The organism is Bacteroidota bacterium (assembly GCA_008933805.1).
In the GTDB taxonomy this organism is placed as follows: Bacteria; Bacteroidota; Bacteroidia; order UBA8524; family UBA8524; genus SB11.
Genome location: WBUH01000003.1, coordinates 171550 through 187402 on the forward strand (window position 1 = coordinate 171550; position 15853 = coordinate 187402).

The following is a 15853-nucleotide window of genomic DNA, read 5'->3' on the forward strand; positions in this document are numbered from 1 at the left end:
AGGTTGACTTCTAACAATCCTTAACGCAATCCAACAGCGTGTTTATCATTAAGAACTATATAATTGTAACTTCGGTTTTGAACCTTCTACTTTTTGGTGTGTACAGCCTTTTGAAATGAAATTTTTTGCAATACTTATTCTGGCGCTTTTGGCAACAACGCAAGTGCTTTGGGGCCAAAGCGGGGGTCGTGAATCGCTTGAGCAAACCTACAATGCCCAACGTGCCGCAACCTTGATGGCTACCCATTACAATGCTGCTACGTTGCAAACCCTGCAAAAACAGGTGGATGTTTGGGCTAAATTATGTCTGTTAGAAAGCCACAATGCGGAAAACTGGTTTAACTACTACATGATTGTACGCCAATACCAACTGCAAAGCAATAAAGGCATTATTAGCAACGAAGGAGATAAATCACTTACCACCATTGCTGCTAAAATGGATAGTGCCATCACGCAGAAGAGTTTTGAAACTTACATGGTAAACTATTTTGAAGCCCCTACCTATGAAAAAGCCACTCAGTATCTTACCGATGCTGAAAAGATAAGCCCTCAACACCCCATTATTTTACCTGAATTGGTAAAATATTACCACCACACGGGCAATTACACCCAACGCAACTTACTGCTGCAAAAACTACCGCAAATAGCCCCAAAAACAGGTTTGTATGCTTTGAGCAAAGCAATGGCTGACAACTTGCCTGACAGCAGTTGTGTAATAACGAACGGGGAATACGACACGTATGCTTTGTGGTTGGCTGCCTTAAATGCAGGCAAGCACATCACTGTGTATAGCTTGAAGTTTGAAGGCACTGAAAAAGGTCATTCAAACAACACAACTCCCAACGCCTCGGCATTACAAAAAGTTCTTACCACGATACCCAAAAATAAGAGCGTGTATATTTCCCTCACTGTTAATCCAGATTATTACAGCACAATACTGCCCCAACTGTACAACATGGGTGTGTGTTATCAATATTCAGCATCAGCGGTGGATAATATCCCGTTCTTAAACAATACTCTCGTTGAAAAACAACCCGTAAGCCCCTACCCTTCAACGGGTACAGAAGTACTTAAAAACCTGATGCCGGGTTACATTGTTTTGTACCGCCATTATAAAACTACTGATACCACCAAAGCAGCGCAAACAAAACAAGCAGCAAAGGATTTTGCCCAACAACTGGGCTTTTGGAACAACTATCAATCTTACTTTAACTAAACGGATGCAGTTGTTCAAAGCTTCGCTTGCAAAAAATACCGATGAAGAACTGATGCAAAAAGCAACGGCGGGCAACTCGCGTGCTTTTGAAGAATTGTATAACCGCTATGCAACAAAACTGCTGGGCTATTTTACCCGAATGCTTTGGAAGGATAAGGAACTGGCAGAGGATTGCCTGCACAAACTGTTTTTAAACATTATTGAAAAACCTGAACTGTTTAACCCCTCGCGAAGCTTTAAAACGTGGTTGTACAGTTCGGCACACAACCTATGCAAAAATGAATACCGGCGTATGAAACACCAATCGCCCGATGATGGCATTATACAGCAACCTGCGGCAAACGAGCCTGCTTTACCCGCAATACAGGAACATTTATTTGATAACAAGCAGTTTTTAGTCGCCCTTGAAACGGAACTAGAACAACTGGGCGAAAACCACCGCCAAACCTTTCAACTAAGGTATTTTGACCATTTAAGTTTGAAAGAAATAGCAGTGGTAATGGAATGCTCGGAAGGAACGGTGAAATCAAGACTGTTTTATGCCCTAAAAGCTTTGTCGCAAAAATTAACCCCTTTTAAAAACCTCTTACAGCAATGAAATATCCTGACTTTATAGAGCAATTAATCCTTGAAAAAAGCTATGCCCAACTATCGGCTGAGGAGAAGGCACAAGTGGCTGAATGGATAGCTACGGAGGCTGAGTACACCAACATTCGCAGCTTGTTAACTACCCTTGAAGGAGCGGTGGAATCAGCGATGGAAAACCCTGTGCCCAACCGTGTGAAACAGCAATTAACTCAGGCATTTGAACAAAAGCACAACAAGCAGTCCCAGAAGGGGTTGATTATATTTAAAAAGTATGCCGTGCCTTTATCCATCGCTGCCTCGTTACTAATCATAGCAACGGTAGCAGGCGTGTTGCTCACCTCTGCCCCGCCTACTGTAGTGGCTGAAAATAAGACTACTCCAACACCATCGACTGAAACACCTGTTACGCCCCCAACGGTTAACGAGAATCCTATTCAGAAAATAGAAGAAGTAACGCCAACAAACATTATCCCTGATAATACTGAAACACCACATACTATTGAGCATACTCCTGAACCCCAATCTCAAACGGTAACAGCAGCCAACAACCCTGATTTGGTGAATATGACAGTGATTGTTTTTTAATCCCTGATTGAACCAAAGTGCTTTGTCGGTGTACAGCCATAAAAACAAAGCACCATGAAAAAAGTAATTTCGGTTTTTACATTTATCATTCTTGCGCTGTCAGGCCAAGCCCAACACGCGGGTAACTCATTGTACAACGGCAGTAATAGTTCGCCGCAACTTATCCCCTATAATCACCCTACAGGCGTTAACTTAAACATAAGCAATCACGGCCAAAGCTATGGCAACATGGTTTCGTTAAAGGCCGATGTGATGGTAAACGTACTTCCTTCGGCTTACATTATTATTTTGAGTGCTGAGCAAGTAAACGAGTCGTTTGAAATGGCTGACTCTATGCTAAATACCCGTTTTAGAAAACTCAAACAAGGCTTACGTCGTTTGGGAGTTACCGAAGAGGATGTTCATATTGATTTCATCTCGTTAGTACCCCAATACGAAATTGAATTTTCTAAAAAAAAGCACAGCATTACAGGCAATGAAATTGCTACAGGATATGAATTGAGAAAGAACATCCACGTACGTGTGGAAAATACCGCACTGGTTGACGGTATCATTGTTGCAGCGGCTGAAGCCGAGATATACGACCTTGTGAAGGTGGATTACGTGATTGAGAACATGGAGCAGATATACCAACAGTTACGGTTAAAGGCCATAGAGATAGTGAAAATGAAAATGCAGCCTTATGCCGAAACGGGTATAAAACTAAAACAACTGGATTTGGGCGAAACCCGCGGCAGTGTTTATCCTGCTGAACGCTATGCAAGCTATACCGCCTATAAATCAGGTACGCCCGCACACTTTACCCGCACGGATAAAAAAGATGTGGTGCAGGTGAATTACGCGGATAAAAAGAGTACGGTATATTATGAAAAAGTACCCTTTGGGCAATTTGACCATGTGATAAACCCCACCACCAATGAGCCTGCCGTTCAGTTTTATTTTAGCTTGCAGGTAAACTATAAAATAGTTGACGAGGAGGCTGAGCAACGCCAGAAAGAAGACCGTGATTTTGAACTACGCCGCCGCGAAATTGATTTGATTAATCTCAAAAATCCGCCTTGCGAAGACAAAACTCCGATAAAAAAGAAGTAAGACCTATCATTTTGCTACGACAGGTATAAAACCTGTCGCATTTGAAAACAACGTCCCGAATGGTTTAAAACCATTCGGGACGAGCCATTGCACAAGCGGCGGGCTTTATGCCCGTCGGCAAAATGGAACAACACTCATAAACCCCAACGATTTCGGTACAAATCCTCAAAAAACACGAGCCGCAAGGGAACTCAAATCCCTTGCGGCTCGTAATTGTATAAACAGGTTTACCCTGCAAAGAGGTTATTTAATCTCTTTTGAGGTAATAGTAATCAAACCTTTCATTTTCATTGGTATTTCCATACCCATTGCATTGGTAGTGGTATTAATATCTTGGGTAATGTTGCTTTGTAAAGGAAAACCGGTTTCGGTATCAACGGTGATAGTGCCGGTTTGTGTACCGTTCATTTTCATTTCACCGCCCTGCAATTCAGCCCCCGATTTTACTACATCAAACGCAGAAGAAAGAGTAACCACTGCATTTTTCCCGTTCATCTCTTTAAGGGTATAAGTGCTTTTGGTTTTAATACCCATATTCATCATGTTCTTTTCAGTTTCAATGTCCCAGCTTTCGCCTATGTTTATTGATTTACCGGGCAATATCCTTAACATTTCGTCAAATGTTTTCTTAAACTGGTCGTCAGAAAACTGCGGCTTTAATTGCGCAAGTATTTTATCGGCTTCAGGAAGTGAATCAAGTCCCATGCTCTTAATCATATCGGCAAAAATCGCTTCCATACCGCTAAGGGCTACTACCTCGCCTTTATCGTTCACCATCAGCGTGATGCTTTTGTTCACTAAAGAACCAAATGCTTTTGCCATTATCCCCATCATTGGGTTGTTATTTGTATCAATATTATCAGAGTCGTATGCCATATTACCCATCGGACTTTCGCTTGTAAATGCAATTCTCTTAAAGGTGGTGACCACAGTAGTATTGTTATCCTTGTCCTTCTCCCCTACTGCCATCAAATAGGTAAACCCGATATTGGTTTTACTGTTGATTTTTTGCCCCATCTGCTCCATTTCAACATCTTGTACGGTATTCATCACATACTCATACTTTTTCCCTTTTTTGGGAGCAAACGACAACATGGCTTTTTGCTCTGATTTACAACCTGATAAAACGATAGCTACTACTGCAATAGCAGCTACAACCGAAACAGTTAAGCGATTAAATTTCATTTGATAATTGTTTATGCTACGAAGGTAGCCTGATTTTTTAAGCCACAGAACCGCATCGGGAAAAGAAGATGGGAGAAACGACGGGGAATTCCTAAAATCGGACGAAGGTTTACGCCAAGCGGTGTTTCAACATAGTATCTACCGAATCGTACAGCTGGTAAGGCGAAAACTTACGCCAGTTCATGTCGTCCATTTCACCTCCAAAATTTACGTAATAATCAATGTTGGCCGATTTAAATTCATCCAGCACGTGCTCGCGGAAATTGATAAAAGCCACCCAGCCGTTTTCTACATCACTAAACCATTCCTCGTAATACGAGTCGTCGCTTGAGTGAAAGTTCAATACGTTTTCGCCAATCATAATAAACTTGTCAATGCCTTCCTGCATCAGCAACTCCAGCACTTCGCGTTTCAAAAACATAATGTCGTTATTAATGGCATCGTTCCACTCGCCAATCATTTCAATAACGGCAAAACCGGTTTCGTAATCCGCATAAATAATTTTAATGTATAACGTGGGCGAGCCAAACTCGTCCCATTGCGGGTGTATCAGGTGGTTGTATATCTGGTGGGTAAACTCAAACTCGCTGTACTCGCGTTCATAAAACGGAGAGCGGTTATCGTCCTCAGCCCTGTACAATTCGCGCCATAAAAAAAATGGCTCCAGTGTGTGCATCAGTTGTCCTTACTTCTTAAATTTTATTACAAAGTTAGGGCTTAGATTTCATTAAAAAATTACCCCCAAAGGCTAAAATAGCATTAGGTTTGCAGGCTGCATTTAGTATGTTACAGATAGATTTAAGAAACAAACGCGCCGTAGTTTGCGGCAGCACACAGGGCATAGGCAAAGCCACCGCTATGCTGATGGCTGAGGCCGGAGCCACTGTGATATTAATAGCCCGCAACCCTGAGAAATTGGCCGCGGTTAAAGCCGCTTTGCCAACTCCTTACGGGCAACCCCACGAATCGATTGTGGCTGATTTTGCCAACCCCAATATTTTGAAAGTGAAGCTGGATAATTACCTGCAAAAAACCAGCCCCGTACATATTTTGGTAAACAACACCGGAGGCCCTCCGGCAGGTAAAGCCATTGATGCGGGTGTTGAGCAATTTTTGGCGGCCTTCCAAGCCCATTTGGTGTGCAACCACATATTGGTGCAAACCGTAGCTGATGGCATGAAACGCGAAGGCTACGGCCGGATAATCAATATTATTTCTACCTCGGTAAAGCAACCTATACCCGGTTTGGGCGTATCAAACACCATACGCGGCGCGGTGGGCAACTGGGCAAAAACTCTTGCAGGTGAACTGGCCCCGTTTGGCATTACCGTTAATAATATTTTGCCCGGTGCCACCAGTACCGAGCGTTTGAGTGCCATTATTGAAAATAAATCAGAGAAAACAAATAAAGACAAAGGCACGGTTGAAGGTGAAATGCTGCACGAAATTCCCGCAGGGCGTTTTGCCGACCCAAAAGAAATTGGCTATGCAGCTACGTTTCTTGCTTCGCCAATGGCAGCCTATATCAACGGAACCAATGTGGTGGTTGACGGCGGGCGTACGGCCAGCTTATAAACCGTAATACTATTTACCCAAAAGCGTTTTATCGGATGAAACCGTATGAAACGCTTTTTTTGTTGCCTTCTTATCAGTGTAGCCGTTATGAGTGCTGCTTCTGCCCAGCGTACTTTTGATAGTGCCAAAGCAGATTCAGCCGAACTGGCAAAGGGACTAATACCTCTTGAGTTTAAGATGCTGCTGCCCCGTAAACGCTTTTGTTTTAACGTGCCTTGGCTGATTGATAACGACAGTACATTGCTGTTATTAAAAGAGAAGTGCCCGCCTGCGGGTATCGACAGCTTTAATCTCAGTACCCATATTTTATTGAATGAGTATTTTGGCGGCGATTGCCACGTGCGTTTCGTTCATCGTTTATATTTGGATACCACGCACAAAGCAATGATTTGGAGGGTATATAATATTTGGGGAGGGTGTCGTGCGGGTGGAGGGGAACGCTTTGTTCTAATGGCTCCTAAACCGCCTGCAGGGTACACTGTAAAGATAGATGAGGTGATGGTGGATGATTACAGTACCGATTAAATGAGAATGATTGAATCAAAGTAAAATTTGATTGAAAAAATCAGGTTTTATTTTTTACCTTTGCCGTCCTTTAAAATTTTTACGCCATGGCAGTTACACGTTTAAAAAGAAAAGAAAGAAAAAACAAAGTGGTTTCAGTGCTTAAAAAACAAAACCGTAAGCTGCAAACCAAATTAACCACCATTGCTTCTCCAAACAAAGAGCAATCGGGCATCATCATCGAAGAATAATATTTTTACTGAATATCAGTAAAATACATCTTCTCCACTATTAAAACATGTGGTTTGGTGTAATATTTGCTGCATATACGGTAGAGCAATACTTTCTTTCATTTTACCTTATAGATAAAATGAAATTACCGCAGGCCATCCCTGCGGTTTTTTTGTTTATAGCTGTTACAGTGTTTATTCTACACTTGCTTATGCAACAAATCATAGCACCCGGCAAGCATCTGAAGTTCTTTACTTCGCCACAAAGAAGATTTTAAGTCATAATACACGTCGATACAAACGGATATCAAACTCGTTGCTTTAAAATAAAACGGGGGTTCGGGCTTTAAACCCGACCCCCCGTTCTACTTAACGAAAGTTTTTATTTCACCACCTTTACCGCATACTTTTCGGTACCGGCCTCAATCACCACCTGATAGAATCCTTGTGGTAATTGCTCGGTGTTTGCAGTGGTTGTAAATGTATCTATCGGCATCTTATCGTTGTAAATATCCAACACTTTACGTCCCAATACATCGGTTATATAAACGCTAACCGCCTGCTTTGAACTCAACACAAACGATACGTCAATACTATTGCTAAACGGGTTGGGCAGTACTTGTACCCCTTTTATGTTTTGGGGCAAATTAATCCCTACACCTATAATGTTTACCGTATCAGAGTTAGTGTTTCGGCATCCTTGGTTGTCTTCTACCTCCAACAATACAGTGTATGTGCCGCCGTTTGCATATTGATGCGTAGGCGAAAATCCTGTTTGGGTACCGGTGTTATCTCCAAAATTCCAACGGTAAGTAGGATAGCCCGAAATGTTTGGGGTAAAGGTTACTTTTTTATCTGCCAAATAGGTTTTGTTAAACGTGGCCGTTGGTTTATCAAGCACCATAATGGTTTTGGCAGTATCGTCCTTACAACCTTTATTGGTAGTGACTGTTAGTTTTATTGCATAAAGTCCGCCTGTTGCAAAGGTTTTTGAAAGTTGTGCTTTGGTAGAAGTATCCCCTTGCCCTAACTCCCATAGATAGCTTAATGTACCGCCCGAAACAGAACTGCTGTTGTTCAGTTGTATTTGCATGGGAGCACATCCCGCGAGAAAAGGGTTCATGCTGAAATCGGCCACAGGTTGCGGATGCACTTGAACTGATTTTAGCACACTATCCGAGCATCCTGCTGTGCTTGCGGCTTTCAGTTTTACAATATAAGTTCCTTCGGTTTTATAGCTGTGCTGTACGCTTCCGGTCGGAACGGTTGTGGCACCATCGCCCCAATTTAGTTCATACGTAACCAATGTACCCGATGATGGCGACGAAGTATTAGTAACTGTAAACGCATTACCCTTTAAGCACAACGAAGGCGTATCAATGGTAAATGCAGTGTTTAATGAACTGTTAGAAGGATTAACCACTTTTGAAGCGGAGTCCGTACAACCCAAAGCAGTTTTGGCAATCAGCCACACCGTATAATTTCCCGCAGTAGCGTATGTTTTATAGGGGTGTATTGTGGTGGCGGTGGTATTATCACCAAACTTCCACGTGTAGGTTAGCGGACTTGCACCGATGGAGTTGTTGGTGAAGTTAAACGCCCTGCTCACCGAACACGAAAGCGTATCTCGAACCACAAAACCTGCTACGGGTTTGGCTGCGATCCATACCAGCGAGTCTTTTTGATAGGCGGTGCTGCCATTAATGGCGGCGGTAACTTTTTTAAACCCTGCATTGCTGTACACTACTTTATAAGTACCGTTTCCGTTGGCGGTTTGGGGGGTAGCACCCACCCCGAAATCCCACAAAAGGGTATTTATTTTTCCGGTAGATGATGTAGTAAACACCACCGTATCACCAAAACAAAGGGTGTCGTTAGCTACAGTCAGGCTTGCTGTGGGTGCATCAAAATACACGTTATAATCTTCGGATTGACCGTAGCCCAACGTGGGGCAATCGGGTGAGCCTATAGTACCGTAATCAGATATTACCCGCATACGCAACAGTTTATTGGCTACTGCTGTTTTGGGTGTAGTAAAGTTGGTGCTGTGGTTGGTGCGTTGCGAAGGGCCTGCAAATATTTGCTCGCCAAAATCTTTAAAGTCCCCGTCGTTGTTATAATCTATAAATACTTTTACCGACTCGTCGTTGTATGAACCTGTAGTAACATTCAGTGTGTAGGTGCTATCGTGCTTCAGTTGGATGATTTGCTGGCAAGTGTAGTCTTCATAACTGCCGTTTTGGTCAAATCCGTTGCTGCTGTTATCAACGTTGGCAAGTTTCACTTTGTGTACCCCAATACCAAACCCGGTAGTGCCCGTGGTATTGGTAATACAAGTACGTTTGGCCGTATCGTACACATAAATATAATTTTGGCGGATGGCGGTATCGCTGCCGTTCGCGTTTTGGGCAATTAATGTAACTGATATATTACCGCTTACATTTAAACGCACTGTGATGTTTTCAGAAGTATCGGTAGTGCCGTTTAGATAAGTTACGTTGGCAGGCGAAAATTGCCACTTTAATTTGGTGGGTATATAGCCTGTGTTGTCTTCTAAAGTAACTACTGAGTTCACGCACATTTCCGTGCGGTTGATACTAAAATCGGCCACCGGTTTTTTAGTACCGTCGGTATACAAATCGGTTTCCCACATCCCGCGTCCGTAGGTAGATGCACGTAGTTTTGCGTTGGTTGGGTTGGGTATGTTGTAGTATATCTCAAGTTCGGTTACGTTGGTTGATAGGGGGAGTCCTTTAAAAAAGTACAACCAGTTAGCCATCGTGGTAAAGTTTCGGTAGTAAACCCCTGCATCGGTACCTACATACACTTCTTCCTGATTTTTTGAGGTATCTACCACAATAGTGTTGATGGTAAGATTGGGAATGTTACCTGTAACATCTGTCCATGTATCGCCTTTATTGTCTGAGCGGTAAATTACTTTGCCCATCCCTATGTACACCCTGTTGTTGCTGTATTTTCCGGTTTCAATGCAGCGAGGGGTGAGTCCGCCCACCGGCAATTTTGAGGTTAGGTTTGTCCAAGTTGGGGTAGTAGCATTGGGGTTATCACACCTGAAAAATTTATTATCGCTGCGCGACATATACAAAATATCGGGATTGGTGCTGTGTTGCTCTAATGCGGTGATGTTTTCGGTATTGCTACCGGCAAGGTTGTCCGAAATTTTAGTCCATGTAATATTGGCTACATCATCCTTACCGTTGGTGGTGTGCCACACGTTTTTGTATCCTGCAAAAAAGGTAGCAGGGGTTGTGTTGTGCTGTATCAGTGGGGTTACCCATCCACCCTCTTCGGTAATTCCCAGTTTATCTTTGGCGGCAAATGTGCCTTCTGATTTTCCGTCATTATAACGCACAAAATCACCGTAATACAACGAGCCTATCATAATATCCTCGTCAGAATAATCCACTACGCAATCCATACCGTCACCGCCGCGTATAGTGTGCCATTGGCCGTCAAAATAAGCGGTTCCGTTATCCTGATACCCATGAATATATTTTTTGCGGCTTTGAGTGCTTTGACCGTGGCGATATATTTGGGCTATCGCCATCCCGCTTGAGATGTCGCGCCAGTCTTTAGCTCCGTTGCGATTGTAATACAAACCGCCGTCGTTGCCTACATACAAGCGACCGTTTACAGGAGAATATTCAAACACGTGTTGGTCGGCGTGAACATCATCACCACCGCCGCTGCCCGTCCAATGGGCGTTTATGACCCAGTTGGCACCTCCATCGGTTGATTTAAATACATTCACACCCCCCGCATACACAATGTCTTTGTTGTTAGGTTCAACAGCAATGCACAGGTCATACCATCCCTGCCCTGTAGTTCCGCTGCCATCGGCAGCATAGCCCATAATATTAGGTGTAGTAGAACGGGTACTGAAATTTACCCCGCTATTGGTAGAACGGTATAATCCTTTAAATACACTGTTTTCCGTCAATAAGAAGTACACGTAACTCGGGTCGTTATCACTTACACCAATTACCCCGCGATGCCCTGTTGGCAACCCGCTGGTAATTTTTGTCCATGAATCGCCCCCATCGGCAGAGCGGTAAAAGTTTCCTGCTTCGGTAGCATACACTATTGTGTAATCACCGGGTTTAAAGGCGGCATCTTTAAAATTTGCCGTTAATGAGGTTTTAGTCCACGTATTGCCGCCGTTGGTGGTTTTATACATCCCGTTATTGGTGGCAGCTATCAACGTATTGGGCGAGCTTGGGTAAATCAGTAGTTTACCCACCGTACGACTCCCCATTCCTGTATTAGCAAGAAACCAGCTTTCGCCTCCGTCGTTGCTTTTCAATACACCGTATCCATAAGAGTCTCCGCCGTCCCTATCGCCCGTGCCAATATAGATTGTGTTTGGATTTGAGGGGTTTACCGCAATGGCCGATACCCCCAACGAGGGTAAACTATCGGTTGTAGTACGCCATGTTTGCCCGTAGTTTCTGGTAATCCAAAAGCCTCCGGCAGGTGCACCTGCGTAAATAATGTTGCTGTCAGTAGGGTGAAAAGCAATGGCGTTTACCCTGCCCAATCCGTTGGGTTGACCGCTTACGTTGTTGGGTAGTAAAATAGGGCCAAGGGGTTTCCAGTTGCCCTCGTTGCCTTTGTATTGTATATCGCTTTCGCCTTTTTGCTCAAAAGGGTTGGTATTAATCTCTTCTTTTAGTCCGTAAAAGCTATTCCACACATCGTTTGCAGCAGGAATATTTCCGTTGCTGTCCAATCGGTATTGCCAATAATACTCCCAGCGTTTAAAAGGTTTCCAGCCGCTGCCTTTGGTTACTTTCCGATGTTGCCAGTATAAATTAAACGCACGTTGGGTAGCGGCAAAATTTACACCGGGACGTTGCATCATTTCCACCCAATAAGGGTAGTTGGCAGTGTCGTTAGTGATGTTTTGGGCCCTTAAGCCAAGGCACAAACCGGTTAAGAACAGTGTGAGTGCTAAAAATAAATAACGCATAGGTAAGATGATACCGCAAGGTACTCAGAAAATCTGAGTTTTGTTGCTCCGATACGGAGCTTACAGCCCATCCATCCCTAAGTTTACAAACGGATATTGCTGTTTAAATGCTTGTATTTTTGATTGACGGGCGGCCACAAATTTTTGATACTGCGTAGTATCTGTATGAAACGGGCGATGGGAGGCATCGGCCAATAATTGTTTCACCTGCGGGTAAATCAACTGCGCCTCACTATCAAAAGCAGCTTTTACAAAAGCATCCCATACGTATTCAATAGCTTGGGCATTGGGATGCACCATGTCAGCCTCAAAAAAACGGTAATCGCGCAAATCGTCCATTACCAATTCATAAGCAGGGAAATAATGAACGTTCCCATAGTTTTCACAAAGTGTATGAACGGCCTCAATCAGGCGGGCCTTACTGCGGTTGTTCTCTACCAAACCATCACGCACATAACGCACGGGGCTAACGGTAAGCAGAATGTTTAACCGGGGATTAACTGTTTGCAATAATTCAATAAACTTCCTCCATTCGGTAATAATTTCAGCGGTGCTTAGCAGTTCCTTGTCAAACTCTTTGTTGGGGTATTTGTGGCAGTTGGCTACTAATTGGCCGCTGCTTTTTAGGCGGTAGGCAAACGCTGAACCAAAGGTTACTACCAACCAGTGTCCGCTTTGTAAAAATCCCTTAGCGGCTTGCTGTTGCTCATTTATCCCTTTAATACAAGTGTCTTTATCGGGATGTGAAAACCGTCCGTGGTGTTGCCAGCTTGCCCATAAATCGTTGTGATAAAAAAGCTCTTCGGGCTCATACATCTTGCCTTCTAACGCTCTTTGCAAGGTTTGGGCAATACTTACGGGATTGTATAAAATGCCGTTGGGGTTTTGCAACACATTGAGGCGATAGTGGTGCAGCAGGTTGCCTATGTTCTCAGCAAAGCAACTGCCCGCCAGCAACACTTGTTGCCGGTAGTTTATTTTTTGGGGCAGCCCTTCGGGCTGAAATGCAAGCCTGAAATCCACGCGGCAAAGGTAGTGTACTTTTAATTTTTTACAGGCCGCCAAGCATTATCTTAGTAGTATGAAACTTTTTTACGCCTTATTGCTTGTTGTTTTTACCTCGCCCCTATTTGCCCAAAACACTCAAAATACGGATACGATACAATGTCCTGCGGGAGTTGAAAATGTATATAGCCGTCCGTTGTACAGTGACAGTTTGTGCAGCAGCTTTGTAATTTTTATTAAAAAGGAAGTGAAACTACACAAGCACCTGCACCATACTGAACACGTTACGGTGCTTGATGGTGAAGCAATTATGACGCTGGGCGACAAAGTTTTTACAGTAAAAAAGGGTGATTTTATTTTTATCCCGAAAAATACGCCGCACAGGGTGGTTACTACCTCAAAAACACCGTTGAAGGTGGTATCGCTGCAAGCACCTTATTTTGATGGCACTGACCGTGTTTTGCTGGAGTAGCTACAAACGCATCCCTATTTTGGCATCTACCGACAAGGACGGGAACCCCGTGTAAGGACGCTTTTGTGATACTTTGATATTGTTATAATTGGTTAAACCCATGCTAAGTACCGCACCTCTTTTTGTATACGTAAATTCTACGCCAAGCAACACATAATGTTCGGTGTGACTTTGGGTTGATGTTAATTTTCTATTGAACGCCTGATTGATTTGATACTCATATTTTACTTCACTACTCAGGTGTAGATATGGCATATATCCAAGTTTGCCATACAAGCCAAACGGTTGGTTTTTATGCTCGTGCAGGGCATTGAAAGCAAAGTGAACGGGCATTGCAAAATACTTTGAGTTTCCGCTATAGGTAATGAAGCCCTGCGTATCAGGAAGATTTGTATAGGTATGACTAAAGGTACTGTAGCAATAGTTCATCTCTACTCCCAACCGGACACCGTTTGCAAAATTCCGCTCAAAAAAAACACCCGTCATTGGGCCTCTATTATCCATTACCTTGCAGGCTTACTGGTAACGGGTAAAATATAGGCCAACTTAACCCCTGCAACATTATCCACCGATTGGCTTTTGCACATAACCGATGCTGCCATTGCTATTAATATTACAACTAAATATCTCACCCGATAAAAATACACCCCTGAGTTTAAATTTTATACGTTCAGGTAAATAAAAAACCCCGATAGCAATCGCCACCGGGGTTCATTGGTTTATAGGTAGGTTAGGTTTATTCAAATACTACTTTACCGTAGGCAGTACCGTTTTCAAGCACGGCACGTACCATGTAAACACCGGCAGGCAAATCATTGCGACCAATAGTTACGCGGCTATCGTTAAAGTTGGTTTCGGTGGCTACCAATTGTCCGCTTAGGTTATACACCTCAACAGTTTTAATAGTACCAGCACCAAAGAATAATGTAACTGATGATGAAGCAGGGTTAGGATATACCTCAACTTTTTTGCTAACATCAACACCTTTTACGCTGTTGGTTTTTTTAGCAGGGCAGCCCGGTAAACCCAAAGCACACACCATACGTGGGTTGATAAATCCTATTACGGTATCCATATAAGCTTTGCCTTTGGCATAGCTCATATCAGGGTTGGTAAGCATTGAGTTTTTGTGAGCATTAACACCCATAGGACCGAACATCTTAATGGTTGTGCTATCCCACCATTCCCAAGGTGAACCTTGGTTCAAGAATTGTTGTGATGCTTGAGGCAAAACCAAAGGATACAAAGCTTGGAAGCCTTCGTTCATTGATTCTGCACGGGTGGTAAATACGTCGTTGTATTGACGGTCGTTGATGATATCGTTATTGCCCAATTTTTGGCTGATACGAATTGTTTCGCGGCTACCGCAAGCATTGTTTATAACAGTTGCACCGGTTGTAGGTACAATTACGTTGCTAAATCCGTAAGGAGCATAAGGATCTAACTTACAGTGTACTGAAGCGATGGGTACTTCACCTGCTTCAATCCAAGATGAATCGCCCATTGCACCACCGTAGTTAAATACAAAGTCAACATCGGTTGATACGTTTGCATCGCCGGGGATGTTTAGCTGCGGAATACCGCCCAAACCTAACCAATCGCCCATCATGGCTGTATTAACCATTGGAGAAGTGTTAGGCCAGCTGAATTTTTCTAATTCAACTTCGCTTTGTTTAGTAAGTGCTGCGTATGCAAGAGATACATATCCGCCTGTTCCTTGTCCGCCAATTGCTATACGGTCAGTATCAATTTTATAAGTAGACGCGTTTGAGCGGAAGAAACGTACTGCATTACGGGTATCTTGTATGGCACGGTAAGTAGCTTGCAACAATAACGATGTAGCAGTATCGCTGTTTGTGGTGGTTGGGTTCCAACCTAAGCGGTAGCTAACAGCCACTGCTACATAACCACGTTGTGCAAGACGGGTACAATAATGTACTATAGCGCTATCAGAGCGTCCGCCTGTGGTTTGCTGGTTGATTAGTGCAGGTAAAAAACTACCTGTGTGCAACAATATAACCAAAGGACGTGCAGTAGCGGTATCGCCTGTGGGTTCATAAATATCACATTGCAACCCGATTTTCACCAACGGTGGAGGAACTGCAGGAAGTGAAGGCCAAGACATGTTTGAATCGTACACCACATTTTTGGTTACGGTTACGTTGGCATACACTTCTGAAAGGTAGCGCTGTGCATTGGCCGAAATGGCGCTGCAAAGGCAAATACAAAGTGTGAGAACAGGGAGTAAAATTTTCTTCATAGCAAGCTAAATGTTTACAGTATAATGTATCTGCAAAATACAAAAAGGTATCTGTAAAAAAAGCTATTTTTTTACATTACCGTTTTATTATCAACGCGCTTGATAGTATTGCCCAACTCCGTTTAAACACAAAAGCACAAAAGCGCAATTG

General features: G+C 43.3%; 13 protein-coding genes. 7 read left to right on the forward strand and 6 right to left on the reverse strand.

Going from position 1 to position 15853, the window contains the following annotated elements:
• Positions 1-115: 115 nt before the first annotated feature.
• From F9K23_04700 to F9K23_04715, 4 genes are read left to right on the forward strand one after another with little or no spacing between them, the layout of a single operon-like run.
• The gene (locus tag F9K23_04700) at positions 116-1216 is read left to right on the forward strand and encodes a hypothetical protein (protein ID KAB2917686.1); all 1101 of its coding nucleotides are present in this window, start codon (positions 116-118) and stop codon (positions 1214-1216) included.
• Positions 1217-1220: 4 nt separating this feature from the next.
• Positions 1221-1814: an RNA polymerase sigma factor gene (locus F9K23_04705; GenBank protein ID KAB2917687.1), complete on the forward strand. Its 594-nt coding sequence runs from the start codon at positions 1221-1223 to the stop codon at positions 1812-1814.
• Positions 1811-2389 carry a hypothetical protein gene (locus F9K23_04710; GenBank protein ID KAB2917688.1) on the forward strand — a complete coding sequence of 193 codons (579 nt, stop codon included), beginning with the start codon at positions 1811-1813 and terminating at the stop codon, positions 2387-2389. Before F9K23_04705 ends, F9K23_04710 begins: the two co-directional genes overlap by 4 nt.
• A 54-nt stretch (positions 2390-2443) precedes the next feature.
• The gene (locus F9K23_04715; GenBank protein ID KAB2917689.1) at positions 2444-3481 is read left to right on the forward strand and encodes a DUF541 domain-containing protein; all 1038 of its coding nucleotides are present in this window, start codon (positions 2444-2446) and stop codon (positions 3479-3481) included.
• A 243-nt stretch (positions 3482-3724) separates the two neighbouring features.
• Here F9K23_04715 and F9K23_04720 read toward each other — a convergent pair whose 3' ends face one another.
• A complete protein-coding gene (locus tag F9K23_04720) occupies positions 3725-4666 on the reverse strand; it encodes a hypothetical protein (protein ID KAB2917690.1) in 942 nt (313 codons plus the stop codon).
• A 109-nt stretch (positions 4667-4775) separates the two neighbouring features.
• A complete protein-coding gene (locus tag F9K23_04725) occupies positions 4776-5342 on the reverse strand; it encodes a hypothetical protein (protein ID KAB2917691.1) in 567 nt (188 codons plus the stop codon).
• A 107-nt stretch (positions 5343-5449) separates the two neighbouring features.
• Here F9K23_04725 and F9K23_04730 point away from each other — a divergent pair, with 107 nt between their 5' ends.
• Together F9K23_04730 and F9K23_04735 are read left to right on the forward strand one after the other, a co-directional pair.
• The gene (locus tag F9K23_04730; protein KAB2917692.1) at positions 5450-6241 is read left to right on the forward strand and encodes an SDR family oxidoreductase; all 792 of its coding nucleotides are present in this window, start codon (positions 5450-5452) and stop codon (positions 6239-6241) included.
• A gap of 45 nt (positions 6242-6286) precedes the next feature.
• Entirely contained in the window at positions 6287-6766 is a 480-nt protein-coding gene (locus F9K23_04735) for a hypothetical protein (protein ID KAB2917693.1), read from the forward strand.
• 591 nt (positions 6767-7357) lie between these two features.
• Here F9K23_04735 and F9K23_04740 read toward each other — a convergent pair.
• Both F9K23_04740 and F9K23_04745 read right to left on the reverse strand, forming a co-directional pair.
• Positions 7358-11965 carry a PKD domain-containing protein gene (locus F9K23_04740; GenBank protein ID KAB2917694.1) on the reverse strand — a complete coding sequence of 1536 codons (4608 nt, stop codon included), beginning with the start codon at positions 11963-11965 and terminating at the stop codon, positions 7358-7360.
• Between the two features lie 60 nt (positions 11966-12025).
• Positions 12026-13030 (reverse strand): GSCFA domain-containing protein, encoded by a 1005-nt coding sequence (locus F9K23_04745; GenBank protein ID KAB2917695.1) that lies wholly within the window; start codon positions 13028-13030, stop codon positions 12026-12028.
• A 16-nt stretch (positions 13031-13046) separates the two neighbouring features.
• Here F9K23_04745 and F9K23_04750 point away from each other — a divergent pair, with 16 nt between their 5' ends.
• Complete coding sequence (locus tag F9K23_04750; protein KAB2917696.1) at positions 13047-13442, forward strand: cupin domain-containing protein; 396 nt, start codon at positions 13047-13049, stop codon at positions 13440-13442.
• Here F9K23_04750 and F9K23_04755 read toward each other — a convergent pair whose 3' ends face one another.
• Together F9K23_04755 and F9K23_04760 are read right to left on the reverse strand one after the other, a co-directional pair.
• A complete protein-coding gene (locus tag F9K23_04755) occupies positions 13443-13946 on the reverse strand; it encodes a hypothetical protein (protein ID KAB2917697.1) in 504 nt (167 codons plus the stop codon).
• A gap of 232 nt (positions 13947-14178) precedes the next feature.
• Entirely contained in the window at positions 14179-15702 is a 1524-nt protein-coding gene (locus tag F9K23_04760) for a T9SS type A sorting domain-containing protein (GenBank protein ID KAB2917698.1), read from the reverse strand.
• Between the last annotated feature and the right edge of the window lie 151 nt (positions 15703-15853).

Excerpts from the sequence above, each read along its gene's own strand:
- F9K23_04700 (KAB2917686.1), top strand. The coding sequence starts at position 116 with ATGAAATTTTTTGCAATACTTATTCTGGCGCTTTTGGCAACAACGCAA.
- F9K23_04705 (KAB2917687.1), top strand. The coding sequence starts at position 1,221 with ATGCAGTTGTTCAAAGCTTCGCTTGCAAAAAATACCGATGAAGAACTG.
- F9K23_04710 (KAB2917688.1), top strand. The coding sequence starts at position 1,811 with ATGAAATATCCTGACTTTATAGAGCAATTAATCCTTGAAAAAAGCTAT.
- F9K23_04715 (KAB2917689.1), top strand. The coding sequence starts at position 2,444 with ATGAAAAAAGTAATTTCGGTTTTTACATTTATCATTCTTGCGCTGTCA.
- F9K23_04720 (KAB2917690.1), bottom strand. The coding sequence starts at position 4,666 with ATGAAATTTAATCGCTTAACTGTTTCGGTTGTAGCTGCTATTGCAGTA.
- F9K23_04725 (KAB2917691.1), bottom strand. The coding sequence starts at position 5,342 with ATGCACACACTGGAGCCATTTTTTTTATGGCGCGAATTGTACAGGGCT.
- F9K23_04730 (KAB2917692.1), top strand. The coding sequence starts at position 5,450 with ATGTTACAGATAGATTTAAGAAACAAACGCGCCGTAGTTTGCGGCAGC.
- F9K23_04735 (KAB2917693.1), top strand. The coding sequence starts at position 6,287 with ATGAAACGCTTTTTTTGTTGCCTTCTTATCAGTGTAGCCGTTATGAGT.
- F9K23_04740 (KAB2917694.1), bottom strand. The coding sequence starts at position 11,965 with ATGCGTTATTTATTTTTAGCACTCACACTGTTCTTAACCGGTTTGTGC.
- F9K23_04750 (KAB2917696.1), top strand. The coding sequence starts at position 13,047 with ATGAAACTTTTTTACGCCTTATTGCTTGTTGTTTTTACCTCGCCCCTA.
- F9K23_04755 (KAB2917697.1), bottom strand. The coding sequence starts at position 13,946 with ATGGATAATAGAGGCCCAATGACGGGTGTTTTTTTTGAGCGGAATTTT.
- F9K23_04760 (KAB2917698.1), bottom strand. The coding sequence starts at position 15,702 with ATGAAGAAAATTTTACTCCCTGTTCTCACACTTTGTATTTGCCTTTGC.